This is a genomic window from Pseudomonas pudica, from assembly GCF_015680405.1.
GTDB classification, from domain to species: Bacteria; Pseudomonadota; Gammaproteobacteria; order Pseudomonadales; family Pseudomonadaceae; genus Aquipseudomonas; species Aquipseudomonas pudica.
Genome location: NZ_JADLJS010000033.1, coordinates 1 through 16,301 on the forward strand (window position 1 = coordinate 1; position 16,301 = coordinate 16,301).

General features: G+C 64.0%; 18 protein-coding genes. 8 read left to right on the plus strand and 10 right to left on the minus strand.

Annotation, left to right across the window (positions count from 1 at the left end; all coding sequences use genetic code 11):
• Positions 1 to 414: 414 nt before the first annotated feature.
• From IRZ77_RS19770 to ureG, 8 genes are read left to right on the plus strand one after another with little or no spacing between them, the layout of a single operon-like run.
• On the plus strand, positions 415 to 1,248 hold the full coding sequence (locus IRZ77_RS19770) for an urease accessory protein UreD (RefSeq protein ID WP_046616888.1): 834 nt from the start codon (positions 415 to 417) through the stop codon (positions 1,246 to 1,248).
• A gap of 9 nt (positions 1,249 to 1,257) precedes the next feature.
• Positions 1,258 to 1,560 carry an urease subunit gamma gene (locus tag IRZ77_RS19775; protein ID WP_003256923.1) on the plus strand — a complete coding sequence of 101 codons (303 nt, stop codon included), beginning with the start codon at positions 1,258 to 1,260 and terminating at the stop codon, positions 1,558 to 1,560.
• A gap of 19 nt (positions 1,561 to 1,579) precedes the next feature.
• Positions 1,580 to 1,897, plus strand: coding sequence for an urease subunit beta (locus IRZ77_RS19780; protein ID WP_108480013.1), 318 nt, complete (start codon positions 1,580 to 1,582; stop codon positions 1,895 to 1,897).
• Positions 1,894 to 3,597, plus strand: coding sequence for an urease subunit alpha (gene ureC, locus IRZ77_RS19785; protein ID WP_046616887.1), 1,704 nt, complete (start codon positions 1,894 to 1,896; stop codon positions 3,595 to 3,597). Before IRZ77_RS19780 ends, ureC begins: the two co-directional genes overlap by 4 nt.
• Positions 3,598 to 3,607: 10 nt before the next feature.
• On the plus strand, positions 3,608 to 4,117 hold the full coding sequence (gene ureE / locus IRZ77_RS19790; RefSeq protein ID WP_196174223.1) for an urease accessory protein UreE: 510 nt from the start codon (positions 3,608 to 3,610) through the stop codon (positions 4,115 to 4,117).
• A 17-nt stretch (positions 4,118 to 4,134) separates the two neighbouring features.
• Complete coding sequence (locus IRZ77_RS19795) at positions 4,135 to 4,680, plus strand: HupE/UreJ family protein (RefSeq protein WP_196174225.1); 546 nt, start codon at positions 4,135 to 4,137, stop codon at positions 4,678 to 4,680.
• Positions 4,680 to 5,354, plus strand: a complete 675-nt coding sequence (locus tag IRZ77_RS19800) for an urease accessory protein UreF (RefSeq protein ID WP_196174227.1) — start codon at positions 4,680 to 4,682, stop codon at positions 5,352 to 5,354. The genes IRZ77_RS19795 and IRZ77_RS19800 overlap by 1 nt, the downstream gene beginning before the upstream one ends.
• An 11-nt stretch (positions 5,355 to 5,365) precedes the next feature.
• Positions 5,366 to 5,989 carry an urease accessory protein UreG gene (ureG, locus tag IRZ77_RS19805; RefSeq protein ID WP_010953755.1) on the plus strand — a complete coding sequence of 208 codons (624 nt, stop codon included), beginning with the start codon at positions 5,366 to 5,368 and terminating at the stop codon, positions 5,987 to 5,989.
• A gap of 144 nt (positions 5,990 to 6,133) precedes the next feature.
• Here ureG and IRZ77_RS19810 read toward each other — a convergent pair whose 3' ends face one another.
• The 10 genes from IRZ77_RS19810 to pnuC all read right to left on the minus strand — a co-directional run bounded on the left by IRZ77_RS19810 (position 6,134) and on the right by pnuC (position 16,105).
• On the minus strand, positions 6,134 to 6,862 hold the full coding sequence (locus tag IRZ77_RS19810) for a DUF899 domain-containing protein (protein WP_196174229.1): 729 nt from the start codon (positions 6,860 to 6,862) through the stop codon (positions 6,134 to 6,136).
• 92 nt (positions 6,863 to 6,954) lie between these two features.
• A complete protein-coding gene (locus IRZ77_RS19815) occupies positions 6,955 to 9,156 on the minus strand; it encodes an LTA synthase family protein (protein ID WP_196174231.1) in 2,202 nt (733 codons plus the stop codon).
• Positions 9,157 to 9,292: 136 nt separating this feature from the next.
• Complete coding sequence (locus IRZ77_RS19820; protein ID WP_108480018.1) at positions 9,293 to 10,573, minus strand: hypothetical protein; 1,281 nt, start codon at positions 10,571 to 10,573, stop codon at positions 9,293 to 9,295.
• 46 nt (positions 10,574 to 10,619) lie between these two features.
• A complete protein-coding gene (locus IRZ77_RS19825; protein ID WP_196174233.1) occupies positions 10,620 to 11,372 on the minus strand; it encodes a hypothetical protein in 753 nt (250 codons plus the stop codon).
• Positions 11,373 to 11,416: 44 nt separating this feature from the next.
• Positions 11,417 to 12,097, minus strand: a complete 681-nt coding sequence (locus tag IRZ77_RS19830; RefSeq protein ID WP_085598553.1) for a C39 family peptidase — start codon at positions 12,095 to 12,097, stop codon at positions 11,417 to 11,419.
• A 62-nt stretch (positions 12,098 to 12,159) separates the two neighbouring features.
• Positions 12,160 to 13,611, minus strand: a complete 1,452-nt coding sequence (locus tag IRZ77_RS19835; RefSeq protein ID WP_085598555.1) for a heme utilization protein — start codon at positions 13,609 to 13,611, stop codon at positions 12,160 to 12,162.
• 48 nt (positions 13,612 to 13,659) lie between these two features.
• Complete coding sequence (locus IRZ77_RS19840) at positions 13,660 to 14,238, minus strand: hypothetical protein (RefSeq protein ID WP_046616876.1); 579 nt, start codon at positions 14,236 to 14,238, stop codon at positions 13,660 to 13,662.
• 1 nt (position 14,239) lies between these two features.
• Positions 14,240 to 14,674, minus strand: coding sequence for a hypothetical protein (locus IRZ77_RS19845; protein WP_046616875.1), 435 nt, complete (start codon positions 14,672 to 14,674; stop codon positions 14,240 to 14,242).
• Positions 14,675 to 14,972: 298 nt separating this feature from the next.
• Positions 14,973 to 15,542, minus strand: a complete 570-nt coding sequence (locus IRZ77_RS19850) for an AAA family ATPase (RefSeq protein ID WP_108481641.1) — start codon at positions 15,540 to 15,542, stop codon at positions 14,973 to 14,975.
• Complete coding sequence (gene pnuC, locus IRZ77_RS19855; protein WP_085598563.1) at positions 15,539 to 16,105, minus strand: nicotinamide riboside transporter PnuC; 567 nt, start codon at positions 16,103 to 16,105, stop codon at positions 15,539 to 15,541. Before pnuC ends, IRZ77_RS19850 begins: the two co-directional genes overlap by 4 nt.
• Between the last annotated feature and the right edge of the window lie 196 nt (positions 16,106 to 16,301).

Below are 16,301 nucleotides of genomic sequence, written 5' to 3' on the forward strand. Positions count from 1 at the left end.
ATGGCACGGGCTTCGCCCGTGTTCGCGGGCAAGCCCGCTCCCACAGGGATCACGCCAGCTTTTAGAAATTGAGCAAGACAGTTGCTCCCACCCCGACCGCGCTGACCTCAAGCCATGCGCGATCCCTGTGGGAGCTGGCTTGCCGGCGATGGGCCGCGTAGCGGCCCCAGCCTTCTCTCAGCCCAGCACCTAAACAGGGCCTGAGTGCGCCCCCACTTTGTGCGGCATCTCCCCGTATGCCCGATGCCAGAGCGGCTGTGGGAAAAGTTTCATCTTCGTTCACCTGCGGAGTTGGCCCGCAACCTGCTATATCCAGCCTGCGAATTTGATCGAGTGGTCAGGCCACGCATGCCGTAGTCATGCGTGCCTGCCTCTCTAAACGGCCAGCAGGCCACGGATTTCAGGGGCCGCAGGATGTCGCTCGCGGAGCAGATCGAACAACAGCAAGACGATGCGGGTTGGAGTGCTCACCTGCAGTTGCGCTTCGTCAGGCGCGACGAAGTGACCCGCCTTGGTGCGTGGCGGCATTTTGGACCTCTTTTGGTGCAGCGGCCGTTCTATCCGGAAGGTGCACCGTGCCATGTCTACGTGCTGCACCCGCCCGGTGGGATTGTGGCCGGCGACCGCCTGGAGCTGGATATCCAGCTGGAGCCGGGCAGCCACGCGCTGCTGACCATGCCCGGCGCCAGCAAGTTCTACCGCAGCATCGGCCCGACCGCGCGGCTGGCCCAGCGCTTTCACCTGGCCGCCGGCAGCACCTTGGAGTGGCTGCCGCAGGACAGCATCTTCTTTTCCGGCGCCCGCGCCAGCCTCGACAGCCGTTTCACCCTCGAGCCGGGGGCACGCCTGCTGGCCTGGGAAACCCTGTGCCTGGGGCGCCCGGTGATGAACGAGCGTTTCGACCACGGTGCCCTCGACAGCCGCCTGCATATAGAACTGCCTGACGAAGTGGGCCTGCACGAGCGCCTGCGCGTCGAAGGCGGGCGCCTGGACAAGCTTGGCGGGCATCCGCTGCTGGCCACCTTTTGCGCTGCACCCGCCGACCAGGCCGTGCTGGATCTGGTGCGCCCGCTGCTCGACGAGATGGTCAACCCGGCCGGCGCGACCCTGGTTGGGTCGTTACTGGTGATCCGCGTGCTTGACCATGACAACCAACACCTGCAACGCACCCTGCAACGCCTGTGGCATGTGCTGCGCCCGGCCGTCCTCGGCCTGCCGGCCTGCCCGCCGCGTATCTGGGCCACCTGAGAGAGCGCCATGGAGCTGACCCCGAGAGAGAAAGACAAACTGCTGCTGTTCACCGCCGCGTTGCTGGCGGAGCGGCGCCTGGCCCGTGGACTGAAGCTCAACTACCCGGAAGCGGTGGCGCTGATCAGTGCCGCCGTGCTCGAAGGCGCCCGTGATGGCCGCACCGTCGCCGAGCTGATGAGCCTGGGGCGTGAAGTATTGAGCCGCGAGCAGGTGATGCCTGGCATTGCCGAAATGCTCCACGACGTGCAGGTCGAAGCAACCTTCCCGGATGGGACCAAGCTGGTGACCGTGCATGACCCCATCGTCTGAAACTGCCCAGGAGCCCCGCATGATCCCAGGTGAAATCCAGGTCGCCGCCGGCGACATCGAGCTGAACAGCGGCCGTGCGACGGTCAGCGTCAGCGTGGCCAACCATGGCGACCGCCCGGTGCAGGTCGGCTCGCACTACCACTTCTACGAAGTCAACGAGGCGCTGGTGTTCGAGCGCGCGCCGACCCTGGGCTTTCGCCTGGACATACCCGCCGGTACCGCCGTGCGTTTCGAGCCCGGCCAGGCGCGTACCGTGCAGCTGGTGGCCTACGTCGGCAAGCGCGAGGTCCATGGCTTCCAGGGCAAGGTGATGGGCGCGCTGGAGGGCAGGGCATGAGCCGCATTTCCCGCCAGGCCTATGCCGACATGTTCGGGCCCACGGTAGGTGACCGCGTACGCCTGGCCGACACCGCGCTATGGGTCGAGGTGGAGCGCGACTTCACCATCTATGGCGAAGAGGTAAAGTTCGGTGGCGGCAAGGTCATCCGCGATGGCATGGGGCAGGGCCAGATGCTGGCCGCCGATGCCATGGACCTGGTACTCACCAATGCCCTGATCATCGACCACTGGGGCATCGTCAAGGCCGATATCGGCATCAAGCACGGGCGTATCGCGGTGATCGGCAAGGCTGGCAACCCCGATGTGCAACCGGGCGTGAACGTGCCCGTGGGCCCCGGCACCGAGGTGATCGCGGCCGAGGGCAAGATCGTCACCGCCGGCGGCGTCGACTCGCACATCCACTTCATCTGCCCGCAGCAGGTGGACGAGGCGCTGACCAGCGGTGTCACCACCTTCATCGGCGGCGGCACCGGGCCGGCCACCGGCACCAACGCCACCACCTGCACACCCGGCCCCTGGTACCTGGCGCGCATGCTCCAGGCCGCCGACAGCCTGCCGATCAACATCGGCTTGCTGGGCAAGGGCAACGCCTCGCGGCCGGAAGCGCTGCGCGAGCAGATCGCGGCCGGCGCCGTGGGGCTCAAATTGCACGAAGACTGGGGTTCGACGCCAGCAGCCATCGACTGCTGCCTGGGCGTGGCCGAGGAAATGGACATCCAGGTGGCGATCCACACCGACACCCTCAATGAGTCCGGCTGCATCGAAGACACCCTGGCGGCCATCGGCGACCGCACCATCCATACCTTCCACACCGAAGGTGCTGGTGGCGGCCACGCCCCGGACATCATCCGCGCGGCGGGGCAGGCCAACGTGTTGCCGTCCTCGACCAACCCGACCCTGCCGTACACGATCAACACCGTGGACGAGCACCTGGACATGCTCATGGTCTGCCACCACCTGGACCCGAGCATCGCCGAAGACGTGGCCTTTGCCGAGTCGCGCATCCGCCGCGAAACCATCGCCGCCGAGGACATCCTCCACGACATGGGCGCCTTTGCCATGACCTCGTCCGACTCCCAGGCCATGGGCCGGGTTGGCGAGGTGGTGTTGCGCACCTGGCAGGTGGCCCACCAGATGAAGCTGCGCCGCGGGCCACTGGCGCCGGACACCAGCTACAGCGACAACTTCCGGGTCAAGCGCTACATCGCCAAGTACACCATCAACCCGGCACTGACCCACGGCATCGGCCACGAAGTGGGCTCGGTGGAGGTCGGCAAGCTGGCCGACCTGGTGCTGTGGGCGCCGGCGTTCTTTGCGGTCAAGCCGGCCCTGGTGATCAAGGGCGGAATGATTGTCACCGCGCCGATGGGCGACATCAACGGTTCCATCCCCACGCCGCAACCGGTGCACTACCGCCCGATGTTCGGCGCCCTGGGCGCGGCGCGGCATGCCACGCGCATGACCTTCCTGCCCCAGGCAGCGATGGACCGTGGCCTGGCCGAGGAGTTGAACCTGCGCAGCCTGATCGGCGTGGCCCACGGCTGCCGCAGGGTGCGCAAGCCCGACATGGTCCACAACACCTTGCAGCCGCTGATCGAGGTCGATGCGCAGACCTACCAGGTGCGTGCCGACGGCGAACTGCTGGTCTGCGAACCGGCCCGCGAACTGCCGCTGGCCCAGCGTTACTTCCTGTTCTGAAGGAGCCCCGATGATTGTCTTGACCCGCCGTATCACCGAACCCGGCAAGCTGGGCGAAACCGGCAGCGTTACCCTGGACGTGGACAGCCGCATCAAGAGCCGCCTGCGGGTGACCCTGGATGATGGTCGCGAAGCCGGGCTGATGCTCGAGCGCGGCCACCTGCTGCGCGGGGGCGAACTGCTAGCCGATGCCGAGGGTACTCAGCTGATCCGTGTGCTGGCGGCGCCCGAGGCGGTGTCCACGGTGCGCTGCGCCGACCCGCTCCTGCTGGCCCGCGCGGCCTATCACCTGGGCAACCGCCATGTGCCGCTGCAGATCGAACCCGGCCTGTTGCGTTTCCAGCACGACCACGTGCTGGACGACATGTTGCGTGGCCTGGGCCTGACGGTAGAGGCCGAACAGGCGCCGTTCGAGCCTGAAGCGGGCGCCTACCAAAGTGCACCGCACAGCCACAGCCACAGCCATAGCCACGCCCACGGCCACGATCACCCGTTCGTGCGCCTGCCTGCCCATTCCTGAACTGCCTGGAGCAACCGATGAAAAAGACTTTCGCCCTGTTTCTGCTGATGCTGGCTCTGCCTGCCTTCGCCCACCCTGGGCACGACGCCAACCCGCTGCACGACGGCCTGCTGCACCCGCTGACTGGTCTTGACCACCTGCTGATGCTGCTGGGCACCGGTGTACTCGCCGCTTTGACCCGGCGCAGCCTGACGCTACCCCTGGCAACCTTGGCGGCGATGTTCGGCGGCGCGGTGTGCGGCCACCTGTTCGGCGATGTACTGGGCATGGAAACCCTGATTGCCGTGTCGCTGCTGGTGGCTGCCGGTGCAGTGCTGCTGCCCAGCCGCCAACTGCTGCTGGCCATGGCCATGCCGGTGTTCGCCCTGTTCCATGGCTGGGCCCATGGCGTGGAAGCCACGCCAAGCGCGTTCTGGCAGTTCAGCGCCGGCTTCGTCACGGTGAGCGGCCTGTTGCTGGCGGCCGGTTTCGCGGTTGGTTGCCTGTTGCGCAGGCACAGCGGCCTGCAGAAGGCCTTTGGCGGTGGCCTGCTGGTCGGCGCCGCGCTGGTCCTGGCCGGTTGATGGACAGCGACCTGGCGCTGTTGCGCCTGCTGCAACTGGCCAGCCCTGGCTTGCCGGTGGGTGGTTTTACCTACTCGCAAGGCCTGGAGTGGGCGGTCGAGGCGGGCTGGGTACGGGACGTGGATGGTTTCGCTGCCTGGCAGCGCGAACAGATCGACGACACCCTGGCCTGCCTCGACTGGCCGGTGCTGGCACGCCTGTACCAAGCCTGCCGGGCCGAGGACACCGAGGCCTTCGGCCATTGGAGCCGCTTTCTGCTGGCCAACCGCGAAACGGCCGAGCTGCGTCTGGAAGAACAGCAGCGCGGCGCGGCGTTGTCACGGCTGCTGGACGGCTGGCAACTGGGCCAGGCGCCGGCCTGGCGAGCCAGCCTCGAACTCACCCAGCTGGGCGGTATGGCCTGGCTGGCTGCGCACTGGGCTATCCCACTGCGCCAGTTGGCCCTGGGCCATGGCTTTGCCTGGCTGGAGGGCGCGGTAATGGCTGGGGTCAAGCTGGTGCCGTTCGGCCAGCAGGCTGCCCAGACCTTGCTGCGCGACCTGGGAGCAGAGCTGCCCGCGACGCTCGACCGGGCACTGGCCCTGGGCGATGACCAGCTTGGTGGCGGCCTGCCGTTGCTGGCCATTGCCTCATCGCGTCACGAAACCCAATACACCCGTTTGTTCCGTTCCTGAGGACTGCCTGCATGCAAAGCTATCAACAACCCCTGCGCGTCGGTGTCGGCGGCCCGGTCGGCTCCGGCAAGACGGCGCTGCTCGAAGCCTTGTGCAAGGCCATGCGCGACCACTACCAGATCGCAGTGGTCACCAACGATATCTACACCAAGGAGGACCAGCGCATCCTCACCGAAGCCGGGGCCCTCGAGCCGGAGCGCATCGTCGGCGTGGAGACCGGCGGCTGTCCGCACACGGCGATACGTGAAGACGCCTCGATGAATTTGGCGGCGGTCGAAGCCCTGGCGCGCAAGTTTGGCAACCTCGAGGTGATCTTCGTCGAAAGCGGCGGTGATAACCTGAGTGCGACTTTCAGCCCGGAGCTGGCCGACCTGACCATCTACGTGATCGACGTGGCTGAAGGCGAGAAGATCCCGCGCAAGGGTGGGCCGGGGATTACCAAGTCGGATTTCCTGGTGATCAACAAGACCGACCTGGCGCCTTACGTGGGGGCTTCGCTGGAAGTGATGGAGCGCGATACCCAGCGCATGCGCCCGCAGCGGCCCTGGACCTTCAGCAACCTGAAGAAGGGCGAGGGGCTGCAGGCGGTGATCGACTTCATCGTCGAGCGCGGGATGCTGGGTGTGCGCGGGTGATGTAACGGGTTGAGCGCAGTCTGGACCATGGCGCAATTCCTGTGGGAGCGGGTTTACCCGCGAACACCGGCGCAGCCGGTGCACCCACCGCGTTGGCTTCTTCGCGGCTAAAGCCGCTCCCACAGGGATATATGTTGCCTCACGTCATGTATGGCAGCAGTGAGGTTTATCCGGCTGCCCTTCATAACGGTCATGGTGCCGCACCCAATCCATGGTCCCCCCCTCGTTGCGCCCCAGTGGCGCAATATCGAGAAAGTTGTAGGTATTGACCAGGATGTCCAGCCCGCGGGCATAGGTTGAGTAGGTGTGGTACACGCTGCCATCGGGCTCGCGGTAGAACGCACTCAGCCCGGGAAGCTCGCTTTCATCGCCCTCATATGGCTCATAGTTGTACTGCCGCTGGCCCTCGCTGCCGACGCTGACGCCAAAGTCCTCGTTGAACCCGCTGCCATGTGACGAATACCAGGGGAACTGCCAGCCCATGCGCCGGCGGAAGGCCTGGAACTCGGCATAGGGTGCCCGCGACACCGCCACCAACGACACGTCGTGATGCGCCAGGTGCAAGTTGGCGCCGTCAAAGTGGTCGGCCAGGAACGAGCAGCCGGGGCAACCTTCGCTCCAGCCCTCGGCGAACATGAAGTGGTAAACCAGCAATTGGCTGCGGCCCGCGAACAGGTCGGCCAGGCTCAGTTCGCCGTCCGGCCCCTGGAAGCGATAGTCGTGCTCCACCTTTACCCAAGGCAGGGCGCGACGGGCTGCTGCCAGCGCGTCGCGGTGGTGGGTGAAGGCCTTTTCGTGCAGCCACAGCTGCCGCCTGGCCGCCAGCCACTGGCTGCGGGAAACCACCGGGTGCCTGCTTTCGCTCGTGCTCATGGTGCTGTCTCCACATTGGGGATTCACACACTAGTCGAGCACGGGCGGGTCGGATCGACAGGCCGCGGCGGCCAGGCGATGAGTGGTATTGCTCAGCCCGAATGGGCGATATGCCCTTCGCTCAGTTCATCCGCTGCTTCATCTTCCCCAGGCAGCGCGGTGATCACGCTGAAGTCGCTGATTTCCACCTGGCCACCGCCATAGCCCAGCAAATGGAAGGAAAACGCCTTGCGCGCGGTCGGGTTGTCGAAGCTGAACTCCATCTCCAGCGGCTCGTCGGTAGTGACTTTTACTTCGTCAGGCAAGCCCAGCGGTACGTCCTGCTCCAGCTGCTTTGCCTTGAGCTGGATATAGGCTGCGCGCCTGGGGTCCAGTGAACGTACCTTTACCCGTACGCGGGTATGCGAACCCTCGGGCATTTCCAGGTACTGGGCGCCGATCAGGTTGTCGGCCCAGTCATCTTTGATGCGCTTGCGCAGCCGGATCGGCGATGGGCCACCGAACTGGTAACGCAGGTTGAGCGGTGTTTGCAGCAGGGACTGGTCGAGCACCCCGGCAAGGGCGCCGATCTGCTGGCCGAGCAGGCTATCGCCCGGGCCCAGGTAACGTGCCTGGTCGGCGATGAAGCCCTCGCTGGCGTAGCGCCGGCAGCGCTGCTGGAAGTCGCATTCGGTGAAAACACCCTGGCCGTCGTGATAGCGCAGCATGCCGTTGGTGTAGGAGATCATCTCGCGACCGCTGTCGTAGTCGCGGTACAGCGAGCGACCGCCGAGCGCCATGGGGATGGGCAGGGCAAAGTAGTCGAGCAGGGAGGTGGCCAGGTCGATATGGCCATAGGTACCGCGCTTGATCCGTGGCAACTGCGCCTGCTCGGGTGCCAGGGTGAGGTTGAAGCCCCAGGACGAGGCCAGGCGCACACCGTCGATGCCGTGGGACTCGTCGGAAGTCACCACCACCAGGGTGTCCTTGAGTACGCCCTGGCGTTCGAGGTTGTCGAGGAATGTACCGAGTGCGTCGTCCAGGTAGGCGACTGCCGCCTGTTTCGGCGTGTCGTAGCGCTCCAGGTACTCGGTCGGTGCCGAGTACGGTTGGTGGGTGCCCACGGTGAGCAGGGTCAGCATCCACGGCTTGTCCTGCCTTTGCAGCTGGCCGACGTAATCCAGCGCACCTTCGAAGAAGGCGCGGTCATCCTTGCCCCAGGGGAAGTCCAGGTAGTTCTTGTTGCGGAACCACTCCTGGCCATGCACCGCGTCAAAGCCGATGTGCGGCATGATGCGGTCCTTGGCCATGAAGCGCAGGCCGGCGCCTTGCAGGTAGTGGGTAGTGAAGCCGGCCTGGCGCAACTGCGCCGGCAGGCAGGCCTGGTTGCGTTCGTTCTGGGTCAGCAGTTCCATGCCTTTGGGCGTGCCGTTGGCCAACTTGTCGTAATCACCGCACAGCATTGCGTACAGGCCACGGATGGTCTGGTGGGTGTGCAGTACGTAGTCCGGGGTGTTCATGCCGCGCTCGGCCCACTGGCTGAGCTTGGGCATCAGCTCTTCGTCGAAGCGGCTGTGCAAGGCCTGGCGGTTGGGCCGCAAATAGGCCCCGGGGATGCCTTCCACGGTGATGACCAGCAGGTTGCGGGCGTTGCCTGGCCCGGCGAGCAGGCGCTGGCCATGCAGGTCGGACTGGGTCAGACCAGTGCTGGCCATAGGGGTGAAAGTTTGTGTCCGGCCCATCCAGTCTTCGACCTGGCGCTGCAGGTTGCCGGCTCCGGCCGACAGCAGCTGGTGGGTGAGGTTGTATTGCCGCCATTGGTCGGCGTCGGAAGGTACCAGTTGCTGGCTGCCCCAATGGGCGCCGAACAGCAGCAGCGGAATGGCCCAGGCCGTGCGTGGCAGCGGCTGGCTGGGGTGGGTACGGCTGCGCCAGGCGCTGGCCAGCCAGGCCAACAGGCCGGCGCCCATGGCCCAGGGCAGCCAGGCATGGGCCAGGCCGCCACCGGTCGAGTTTTCCATGAACTGCGGGTCGACCAGGTAGGTCAGGTCGGCGCTGGTAGGCAAACGGCCCACCGCGCTCACCAGTTCGGCCGAAGCCACCCAAAGGGCCGACCAGGCCAGCAATACGGGGAGCGCCAGCCACCACGGCCGACGGTGCAACAGCAAGACCAGCAAGCTGCCGAGGGCGAGGTCGGACAGGTAACCGAGCGGGTTGGACCAACCCAGCATGGCGCGCGTACCCAGTGGGATCACCAGTACCAGGGCCGCCAGGGCGACAAGCCGGGTACGTGGGTGGTCTGACAGGTTCTTCACAAAAACATCCCTTTTGCCATTAAATCGTCATGCAACTGTGCTTGATGATAACAGGCCGCGGCAGGGAAGGCGGGCCGGGGCAGGGGTGGTAACCAGGCGCGGGGCCCGTTCGCGCAGGCCCGGCCGATGGCAAGTATCAGAAGTAGTAGGGGAATTTCAGGCTGAAGGAAAAGTCCGGTGCGTCATCGGTCAGACCAATGGCCAGGTTGGGCACGATGGTCAGGTTGTCGGTGGCGGCGAAGGTCATGCCGATGTTGAAGTTGGCTGCGTTGTAGTCGCTGTTGGAGATCGACTGCCAGTCGCCGCCATCCGGTTTTATCTTGCTCTTGCGGGCGAACTGGTCGGACACCGAGAACGACATGCTCATCTTCTCGTTCAGGGCAAAGGCGATACCGCCGCCGATCTGCCACGAGTCGCCCAGCTTCACATCGCCGGGCACCTTGCTGTTGACCTGTGGGCTGATGTCACTGAACGAGTCCTCCATGTTGTAGGTGTAGGACAGGCTGCCGAACAACACGGCCGGGTCGAACGTCTTGACCAGCGAGATGCCCGGCGTGATCGACCAGACGCCGTTGCCGGTCGGCAGGCTTTCCGGTACCGACAGGTTGTCGTTGCCTTCGACCTGGCGCAGTTTGATGCCATAAGGGTCTTTGCCGGTCGGCGCCTTGATGCGCAAGGTAGCGACGGCGTCAGGCCAGGTCTCGTCTTCGTCGAGGAACTTGTAGGCGATGCCGACGTTGACGTCGCCGATCTCTGGGTCGCGGGTTACGGTTTCGTCCGAGGTGCTCGCCCCGGCGCCCCCTGCACCGCCGGAAGAGTAGGTGGATTCGCGGTACACCACCGGGACGTTGATATCGAACTGCCAGCGCTGGGCGAGGTTGTAGCGGGCAGTCATGTCCAGGGTCCAGTTATCTGCCTTCACCCGGTCAAGGTTGATACTGCCGAGGAAGATCGAGTCCAGTGCCAGGAAGCCGTTGAGCACCAGCGCCCGGGTATCGTAATGGGTATAGGTGACACCGGTCTCGAAGCTGAACTTGCCGCCGCCGAAAAAGCCGCTGGCCTCGTCGTACAGGTTGGACACGCTCTGAGCCGGTTCAGCGTCAGCGGTGAGCGCCTGGCCATAGGAGCTGCCGGTGGTACCCGGTGCGCCCGAAGCCACCGTCTGTGCGCCCTTGACCCCTTCAGCCGGGGACTTGACCAGGCGTTTGGGCGGTGGTGCTGTCGGGGTTTCCTCTACCTGGCGCACGCGCTGCTCCAGCACCATCAGCGCTTGCTGCTGGGCTTCGTAGCGGCGTTTCAGTTCCATCAGTTCCTGCTTGAGAGCCTCGACCTGAGGGTCGGCTGCGGCGTAGAGCAATGTGGCCGGGGCCAAGGTGGTCAAACACACAAAAGCTTTGAGCGATAAAGATCGGTGCATGGAATTGCCGTCCCTGCCGACTACTTTTGATGAGACTGAGCGTAGATCAGTATCCAAATGTGCGAAGACCTTTGAGCTGATCGAGGCTATCGTTCAGCGACGCGGCGGTTGGCACGCTTTCGCGCATCACCACATTGAGGGTGGTGACGTTATTGACCCGGTTGCCGTTGCCCAGCAGCGTCGAGTTCTGCATCAGGCCACCCTGCGCCAGGCGCTGCATGCTGCTGCCCTGGTTGTTGCTGGCACTGATGTTGAACTGCACCCCTGCGCCGCTGGCGGACACGCTCAGTGCACCTGCGCCGTTTGCCCCCGTCAGCGTCTGGCCGTTGGCCAGCGCCTGGCCCTGTGGCTGCCCGGTGGGCGCCTGGTCGGCCTTGGAGACATTGATCGCAACATTGTTGTAGGCGGTATTGTTGTCGCCAGCTGCGCGTACCACCTGGGTCACACCCTCTGTGGTGTTGAGGCCGGCACCGCCTGTAACGGTACCGGTACCCGGTGCCGTGGTTCCAGCAGACGCCGTGCCAGTGCCGCTTTCGTCAACCAACGACACATAGAATTGCGGTTTGATGGTCGACTGCTGAATCTGCATCGTGCTCGTCGCACCGATCATGTCCCCTTTGGCATTCTGCCAGGTGCTGGACATGACGATACCGAAACTCACGATCCGCCCGGGCATCACGTAGCGGCCACGCAGGCTCGCCAGCTCGTGGTCCTTCAACTCGATGGGCTTGAACGTTTCGGCATGGGTAGGAAGGCTGACGGTCAGGCATGCAATTGCAAGCCAGAATGCATTCTTCATTGGGGTACTCCCCGGAGCCTCGTGCTCCTTGTCGTTGCAAGAAGTTAGAAGAAGTCGCTTTTGATGAACCCGAAATCCAGCAGTTCTGCATCACGTACCGGAGTGAAGTTGCTCACCCGGCCCTTGGCAGTCAGGGGTAGCGGCGGGTCGAGCAGGACATTGTTCTTGTCGTAGCCCTGGCCGATGACGGCGAAGATGATGCCGTTCCAGCCCTTGAGAAAATCGTCGACCTTGTAGCGTTTGTGGCCCAGTACTGGGTCACCGATGTACACCCAGCCCTTGTCGACCTTCTGCATGACCACGAAGTGCTTGTAGCCGCGCACCTCCATCAGCACCACGACCGGAATCCGCACGCTGTGCAGGGTCTCGGGTGCCACCCGGTAGCCACGGGCACGCATCCCCAGGCTTTCCACGTAGCGTTTCATGTCGAGCATCGAGAAGCCTTGCGTGCGCACCAGGTCCTGGTCGGCGTGGGCCAGCATGCCTTCGATGATCTGTTGTTCGTCCACGTCCAGCCAGTAGGCCTGGCGCAGGATGGTGGCCAGCGCGGCTGCGCCGCAGCTGAAGTCGGTCTTCTGTTGCACCAGGTCGGCGAACTTGCGCTCGCGTATGCTCTGGATGGGCTTGAACACCACGGCGCCGCCCGGCAGGACGGACAGCGGCATTTGTGCCGCTTCGCTCACGCTGGCCAGGCACAGCAAAAACGCCAGGGCAATGATGCGCATGATCGGATGCCTTCCGGGTCTGTTGAAGAAAGGCCCCCCGAAGGGGGCCTCAAGCACAGCGATCAGAACGAGGTGTTGGAGATGGCCAGCGAGTTGCTCTGCTGGTTGCCCACACCGGCCGCCACGTTCACGCCCAGGTTGCCGCTGCCACCGTTCACCGAACCGCTAAGGGTTGCAGTGTTGGTAACAGGGTTGGCCCAGCCGGTCGGGGTCAGCACTTGGAAGGACACGGTATTGCTCAAGTCGTAGGCACTGCTTTCGCTGTAGCTCTTCGACACGTCGTTCGACGATTGAGACGATTTCTCGCCAGACTTTTCAAACGCCGATTCCGATGCATTGGCATAGGACGACTCGTGAGCCTTCTCATACGAGGAGTCGCGAGACTTCTCGTAGCTCGATTGGCGGGCCTTGTCGTACGACGAGTCGAACGCCTTCTCGAACGACGCGTCGTGCGAGCTTTCCCGCGAACGGTCGACATCCACATTGAGCGAGGCATTGAGCGAGGCATCGAAGCTGTCGGTGCGGGTACGTTCGCGACGGCCGTCATCGGTGGTCACGGTACGGGTCGCATCGGCAGCAGCGGCCAGGGTGGCGTTCAGGCTGGAGCTGCTGGACGAACTGGCGTTGCTGGCCATGGAACCACTGGCATTCCAGCTATTGGAGCCGCTGGCAGTGGAACTGCGCGAACCACTGGCGTTCATGCTGCTCGAACCGCTGGAGTTCCAGCCACTGGACCCGCTGGAGCTGGCGCTTTGCGAGCCGGCCACGCTGAAGCTCGAGGACGAGCTGCGGTCGTCAGTCGAATTGAACGTGCCCTCACGCGAGCTGGAGCCGCTCTTGGTAGTGGTGATGGTCAGCGTATCCACCCGGTAGGTGCGGTCGGCGCCGTTGTTCACCGTCAGGCCTGGGCCGTTCTGGTCGGCAGTGGCGGTGGCAGTGGCATTACCCAGCGGGGCGCCGGTGTTGGCGATGGCCATGGTGTTCTTCTGCTGGTTCAGGTCGCCGCCAGCGATGTTGATGCCGACGTTACCCTCCGCACCATCGGCCGAGCCGGTCATGACTGCCGAGTTCTGGGTGGACCAGTTGTCGACACGGTTATTGTTGCTGAACTGGCGCACATCAGCGGTGGCTTCGGCGGTGCCGAACACGAAGCTGTTGTCCAGGCTGGACTCGGACGATGCATTGGCAATGGCCGCAGCATTGTCCTGCTGGTTGCCGTTACCGGCTGCCACGTTGACACCCACGTTGCCACTTGCGCCCGTGGCCGAGCTGCTCATTTCGGCTTCGTTGATGGTGCCTTGGTTGGTGATGGTATTACCCGTGCTGCTTTGGCTGTCCATGGCGTTGGCTGTGGCATACACAGGGATCCTGGTGGGAGGAGGGGTGTGATGCCCGTTATTGTGGTGACCATTGTGGTGCCCGCCACGCCGGTCGTTCTGATCAGCTTGTACAGCAACAGCCATGACCGCAGCAATTGCGAAAACCAGAGGCTTGATTGCCATCGAGGGTTTCATGGTGATTCTCCGTACGATTAGGTTAAGTGTCGTTCTTGACTGGAAGGGTCAATCCGCGACCCGGATGCTCAGGGTGTTGGCCATGCGGTTTCCCACCCCGGCACTCTGGTTCAACTGAATCACTCCACGGCTACCGGTGAAGGCCTGGTCACTGGTGGTGACCTGGCGATGGCCAGTTGAAGTGTCAATCGGACCGGAGTTGTTGAGCAGCGCCACGTTCTGTTGCATGAGGACGCTGTCGTCGATGGTTTGCGGCTGCGCACCGATACTGATGCTCAGTGCGTTGGCTTGCTGGGTGTTGGCACCGGCGCTCTGGTTGACCCCCAGTGCGCCGCTACCGTTGCTGAAGGCGTCGCCCTGTATGGTCGAGCGTGCGTTCATTGTGGGGGCTGCAGGGGTGTTCAGGCGCTGGCGAATCTGCGTGGTGGCGCTGGCCTCGGGCCCGACCGCGAAGGCGCGCGCGTTGGCCTGTTGCTGTTGGTCACCGGCCGCCTGGTTGACCGACAGGTTGCCCTGGTAACGGCTGCCCGAGCTGTCGATGTCGGCGTTGTTGATCACGGGAACCGGGGATTGCGCGAAGGTCGATGTACTGCACAGCGTGACCAGGATCAGCAGCGTGTGCTTCATCTCACTTGCCTCCGGTCAGGATCTGCAGCGGTGCCAGGCCGCGCTGTACGCTCGAATTGACCATGTTCGAGATGCCATTGCCCGAGCCCGTGCCGCGGCCACCGGCCAGGTTGGGCAGTTGGGACTGGTTGTTGAGGTTGCCGCCCAGGTTGTTGGTCTGCTGGGTAATCAAGGTGCTGATACCCGCACCGCTGCTGATGTTGGCGAAGTCGCCATCACTCAGTTCGTTGGTTTGCTTGAGGATGTGCGCGGAAGGGTTGGCATTGACGGTGGTGGGGTTGGGGTCGGGTCGTAACGGCGGGACAACGGCGTTGCGTGTCTGCACGTCACGGGTTATCACGATGATGCCGTTGTCGGCCTGGGCCGTAAGGCTCAACGAGCCCAGCACAGAGCCCATCAGCAACAGGTAATAGAGGCGTTTGTCAGTTTTCCTCACGACGGCAACTCCTTCAATGAGCGCTGGCCTTGATCAGCGATGTGAACGAGGGAGCAGAAGGTGTGCCGCTTTTGAGAAGCGTTTGCAGATCAAAAGGTTAAGGTGAGTACCATGACAAGCTGCGGCGTATTCTGTCTCAGGATTGAAACAGGCAGCCGCTGGCGGTGCGGGCAAAGCCAGTGTCGGCCTTGATTGGAAGGGTTTTTGCAGGAGTGTTTCAGCGCCTTGACACTACTTTCGAGGCCCCGCGAGGGCCCATGTTTTCAGGGGCTTCGCCCCTTGGGGGTGTGTCAGTGGGTTAACACTCGGTGGGGCAGGATGGCGTATCGCTACCAACGAGCTTAGCCACTGTTTGTAGTGCCAGCAACTGGCGTTGCGGCCAATTGCCTTCAATTATCTTGTACGCCTGATCATGCCGTTGCAGCCAGTGCAGGCTGTCGTCGAAAAAGCGCTGGCGGTCGCGCAGTTCGGGCTGGCTGCGCTGGCCATCGGCGACCCAATCCACGCCTTGCGGGCTCAGCAGCAGGTGCAAGTGGTAATGCCGTGCCAGCAGCGCCTGTTCCAGCCAGGCCGGGCAGTCGCCGAACAGAGCGTGGCTCCAGAGCATGTTGCTGAGCAGGTTGGTGTCGAGAATCAGCAGCGACGGTGCCTGCTCGCGTGCGCGGTCCTCCCACGCCAACTGGCCGCGGGCGATGGTGGGGATATCGGCATAGCAAGTGTCGCGGCATTCCTGGTCGATGAAGTGGCGCACGTATTCGCCAACCACCACGCCGCCAAAATATGCCTGGATCACGCCGCTGAGCCAGCTCTTGCCGCTGGACTCCGGGCCACACAGCACCAGTACTTTCATGGATTGCGCCGCGCTCATGGCTGCACCAACGCTGGGTCACGGCGCCATTCCAGCCAGCCGCGCACGGCAATCAGGGTAAGCACGGCGAAGAACCCTGCGGTGAAGTACAGCTGCTGGTGCAGGTACTGGCCCACGTAGACGATATCGACCACTACCCACAGCGGCCAGCACTGCAGGCGCTTCTGCGCCATCCACAGTTGTGCCACCAGGCTGAAGCCGGTGAGGGTCGCGTCCAGCCAGGGCAGGGCGGCGTCGGTCCAGGTGGCCATGGCTGCGCCAAGGGTGGCGCTCAGCAGTACCCCACCGGCCAGGCCGACGAGCAATGCCGGGCGCCGCAGGCGAGTGACCTGGCGGGCGTCTTCAGCATGGCCCGGGCGCTTCCATTGCCACCAGCCGTAGACCTGCAGGATGGCGTAGGCCAGTTGCAGCAGCATGCCCGAGTACAGCTTCACCTCGTAGAACAGCCAGCCATAGATCAGCACCATGACCAGGCCGATGGGCCAGCACCAGGCATTCTGCTTGACCGTGAGCCAGACAGCGGTGACGCCGAGTACGGCGGCGATAAGTTCAAGGCCGGACATCGGCGATCCTTGGAGGCTACGGGGGAGGGGCGCGATTGTAGCGGGTCGGCCGGGGAAGGTGTAGGGCGTTGGCCTTTGGGGCCACTCCCATAGGACTGCACATAGCTTTGAGTCAGCAGGGATACTGTGGGAGCGGCTTTAGCCGCGAACACCGGCGCAGCCGGTGCCAAGCACCGCGCTGGGTTCTTCGCGGCTA